Origin of the sequence: Actinotalea sp. C106 (genome assembly GCF_023630195.1) — a bacterium.
Taxonomy (GTDB): Bacteria; Actinomycetota; Actinomycetes; order Actinomycetales; family Cellulomonadaceae; genus Actinotalea.
Map to the genome: position 1 here is coordinate 1 of NZ_JALPKN010000315.1, position 3,448 is coordinate 3,448.

At 74.7% G+C, this 3,448-nt stretch carries 3 protein-coding genes and 1 pseudogene; 1 reads left to right on the forward strand and 3 read right to left on the reverse strand.

What is annotated here, in order from left to right; all coding sequences use genetic code 11:
- A pseudogene (locus tag L0B03_RS15520) lies at positions 1–310 on the reverse strand (A/G-specific adenine glycosylase); the annotation flags it as partial.
- Between the two features lie 54 nt (positions 311–364).
- On the opposite strand from L0B03_RS15520, the gene L0B03_RS15525 reads away from it, so the two are divergent.
- Entirely contained in the window at positions 365–958 is a 594-nt protein-coding gene (locus L0B03_RS15525; RefSeq protein ID WP_250447451.1) for a hypothetical protein, read from the forward strand.
- Positions 959–1,021: 63 nt separating this feature from the next.
- Here L0B03_RS15525 and disA read toward each other — a convergent pair whose 3' ends face one another.
- The gene (disA, locus tag L0B03_RS15530; RefSeq protein WP_250447452.1) at positions 1,022–2,107 is read right to left on the reverse strand and encodes a DNA integrity scanning diadenylate cyclase DisA; all 1,086 of its coding nucleotides are present in this window, start codon (positions 2,105–2,107) and stop codon (positions 1,022–1,024) included.
- A gap of 98 nt (positions 2,108–2,205) precedes the next feature.
- On the reverse strand, positions 2,206–3,448 hold a 1,243-nt coding region (gene radA, locus L0B03_RS15535; protein ID WP_250447454.1), incomplete at its 5' end, for a DNA repair protein RadA.

Genomic DNA, 3,448 nt, shown 5'->3' on the forward strand with positions numbered 1-3,448 from the left:
CCCGCCGCGGGTAGCCCAGCCGGTCCCAGGCCCGCAGCACCTCGGCGGGGGTCGCGGCCGCGAGGTCGGCCGGGGTGGGCCAGCGGTCCATCCACTCCTCCCAGCGCGGCCGCACCCGGACCACGGGGGTCTGCTGCAGCATCACCTCGCTGACCAGCACGCCCCAGGCGCTGCAGGTCGGGTGGCGCCAGGGCAGATCACGGGCGTGGGCCGCGAACCAGTCCAGCACCGGGGGGACGAGGGGGTGGAGCACACCACGATCATGCCTGGCGGGGGCGGGGTGGTGCGCGCGGGCCCCACGGCGCGCCATCGGGAGGCTGGGGTGGAGCGGCCGTAGCGTAGGGGCAGGAGAAGTGGAGGGTCCATGAGCACCGTCCTGAAGCCCGTCGGCCCGCAGCCGGACCGGGTCTACTGGGTGCGCCGGCTGGTCGCCCTGGTCCTGGCTGTGCTGCTGGTCGTGCTCGTGTCCTTCGGGGTGCGTGCCCTCGTCTCGGGGGGCGCTGAGGAGACCGCCACGGAGGGGTCCGAGGGCGCTCCGACCGAGGAGGACGGCGCGAGCGGTGCCCCGACCTCGTGCGACGCAGGGGCGTTGACCGCGACCCTGGCCACCGACGCCCAGAGCTACCCGGCGGACTCCGCGCCGGTGCTGACCCTCACCGTGAAGAACACCGGTGAGGCCGCCTGCACGGTCGAGGTGGGGCCCGAGACGGCCGCGATCACGATCACCTCGGGCTCGGACCGGATCTGGGCCAGCACCGACTGCGAGGCCGAGGGGGAGGAGTCGCGGCTGCTGCTCCTCGACCCGGGCGCGCAGGTGCCGGTCGAGCAGGCATGGTCCCGCGAGCGGTCGGACGAGGGGTGCACCGCTGGGCTCCCCGAGCCGCGGCCGGGGACCTACACGGCCTCGGCGACGGTGCTCGGGGTCGAGGTCGAGCCCGTGGCGTTCGTGCTCGAGTAGCCACGCCCGGCGCTCGGCCAGGCGGGGGGCCCGCTCAGGCGCGGCCTCGGTCAGGCGGGGCGTTCAGACGTATCGCTCGAGGATGCTCGACTCGGCGAGCCGGGACAGGCCCTCGCGGACCGCGCGGGCCCGCTGCTCGCCGACCCCCTCGACCGCCATGAGCTCGTCGATGCCAGCGGCGAGGAGCTTCTGCAGCCCGCCGAAGTGCCCGACGAGGCGGTCGACGATGGTCGAGGGCAGGCGCGGGACCTTGGACAGCAGGCGGTAACCGCGCGGGCCGACGGCGCCGTCGAGGGAGTCGTCGATCGCGACGAGGCCGAGGACCCGGGCGATGTGCGCGAGGTCGAGGAGCTCGGTGGCGTCGAGGGCGGCGAGGTCGGTCTGCACGTCGACCAGGTTGCGCCCGGCGCGGTTGGCCTCGACGTAGTCGCGGATGACGAGCTGGCGGTCCGAGCCGATGCCGCCGATGAGCTCGTCGAGCTGGAGGGCCATGAGGCGGCCGTCGGTGCCGAGCTCGACCACGTAGCCGGCGATCTCCTCGGAGATGCGGCGGACCATCTCGAGGCGCTGCACCACGGCCGCGACGTCCCGCACGGTGACGAGGTCCTCGATCTCGAGGGCCGAGAGGGTGCCGCTGACCTCGTCGAGGCGGGACTTGTACCGCTCGAGGGTCGCGAGGGCCTGGTTCGCCCGGGACTGGATGATGTCCGAGCCTTCGAGGACGTACCGCGACCCGCCCACGTACAGGGCGATGATCCGCATCGACTGGCTGACCGAGACCACGGGGAAGCCGGACTGCTTGGCCACGCGCTCGGCCGTGCGGTGCCGGGTGCCGGACTCGGTGGTCTCGATGGTCGGGTCGGGCAGCAGCTGCACGGCGGCCCGCACCACGCGCGTCGCGTAGCGGTCGACGACGATCGCCCCGTCCATCTTGGCGAACTCGCGCAGCCGGGTCGCGGAGAAGTCGACGTCGAGGGTGAAGCCGCCCGAGCACATGGAGTCCACGACGTCGTCGTGGCCGAGCACGATCAGGGCGCCGGTGCGACCGCGGAGGATGCGCTCGAGACCGTCGCGCAGCTCGGTGCCCGGCGCGACGGCGGCAAGGGTGGAGCGCAGCTTGTCCTCGGCGGAGCGCTCGGTGGTGACCACGTGCGAATCGTACGCGAGGCCGGGGCGCTGGGAAGGGGTGCGGCCCGGGCGCGCCGCGACGGGAACCGAGGTGCCCGGACCGCGCAGAACCGGCGTGATCACGCCCGTTCCGCGGCCGGGCGCTGAGTCAGACGGACGGCCTCGGCGAGGTCGCGGACCTCGACCAGCTCGAGCCCGGACGGGACCTGGGCCGGCTCGACGCCGCCGGCGGGGACGACGGCCCGGGTGAAGCCCAGCCTCCTGGCCTCGGCGAGCCGGCGGACCAGCCCCACGACGGGGCGGATCTCTCCGGCGAGCCCCACCTCGCCGAGGGCCACCAGGCCGGCACCGAGCGGCACGTCACCGACCCCGCTGGTGGTGGCGAGGGCGACCGCGAGGTCCGAGGCGGGCTCGGCCACCCGGGCCCCGCCGACGGTCGAGACGTAGACATCACGGTCGGCGACCCCGACCCCCGCGCGCCGCTGCAGGACGGCGAGGATCATCGCGAGCCGGCTCGAGTCGATACCGCTCGTGGTGCGCCGCGGGTTGCTCAGGATCGAGGGCACCACGAGGGCCTGCACCTCGGTCGCGAGGGGGCGCCGCCCCTCGAGGGTCACGGTCACGCAGGTCCCGGGCACGTGGTGCAGGGTGTGGGACAGGAAGAGCCCGCTCGGGTCCGTGAGCCCGACGATCCCGGTCTCGGAGAGGTCGAAGCAGCCCACCTCGTCGGTGGGCCCGTAGCGGTTCTTGGTCGCACGGACCATGCGCAGCCGCGAGTGGCGGTCCCCCTCGAACTGGCACACCACGTCGACGAGGTGCTCGAGGGTCCGTGGTCCCGCGACGCTGCCGTCCTTGGTGACGTGCCCCACGAGGACCGCGGGGATGTCGCGCTCCTTGGCCACGGCGATCAGTGCGGCCGCGACCTCGCGCACCTGGCTGACGCCGCCGGGGGCGCCCTCGACCTGGGCCGAGGCGATGGTCTGCACCGAGTCGACCACGAGCATGGTGGGGGAGTCGGCCTCGATGTGGCCGAGCACGGTGCCCAGGTCGGTCTCGGCGGCGAGCAGCAGCCCGTCGGCCAGGGCGTCGATCCGTTCGGCGCGCAGCCGGACCTGCCCCGCGGACTCCTCGCCTGTCACGTACAGCACCCGCTGGCCCGGGTTCCGGGCCACGCGGGCCGCGACGTCGAGCAGCAGGGTGGACTTGCCGACCCCGGGCTCCCCGGCCATGAGGATGACCGCCCCGGGGACCAGCCCGCCGCCGAGCACGCGGTCGAGCTCCTCGACCCCGGTCGGCCGGGCCCGGGCGGTCTCGACGTCGATCTGGGCGATCGGGCGCGCGGGGGCACGCGCCGGGCTGGTC

Coding starts and splice junctions, on each gene's coding strand:
- L0B03_RS15525 (WP_250447451.1), top strand. CDS start 365: ATGAGCACCGTCCTGAAGCCCGTCGGCCCGCAGCCGGACCGGGTCTAC.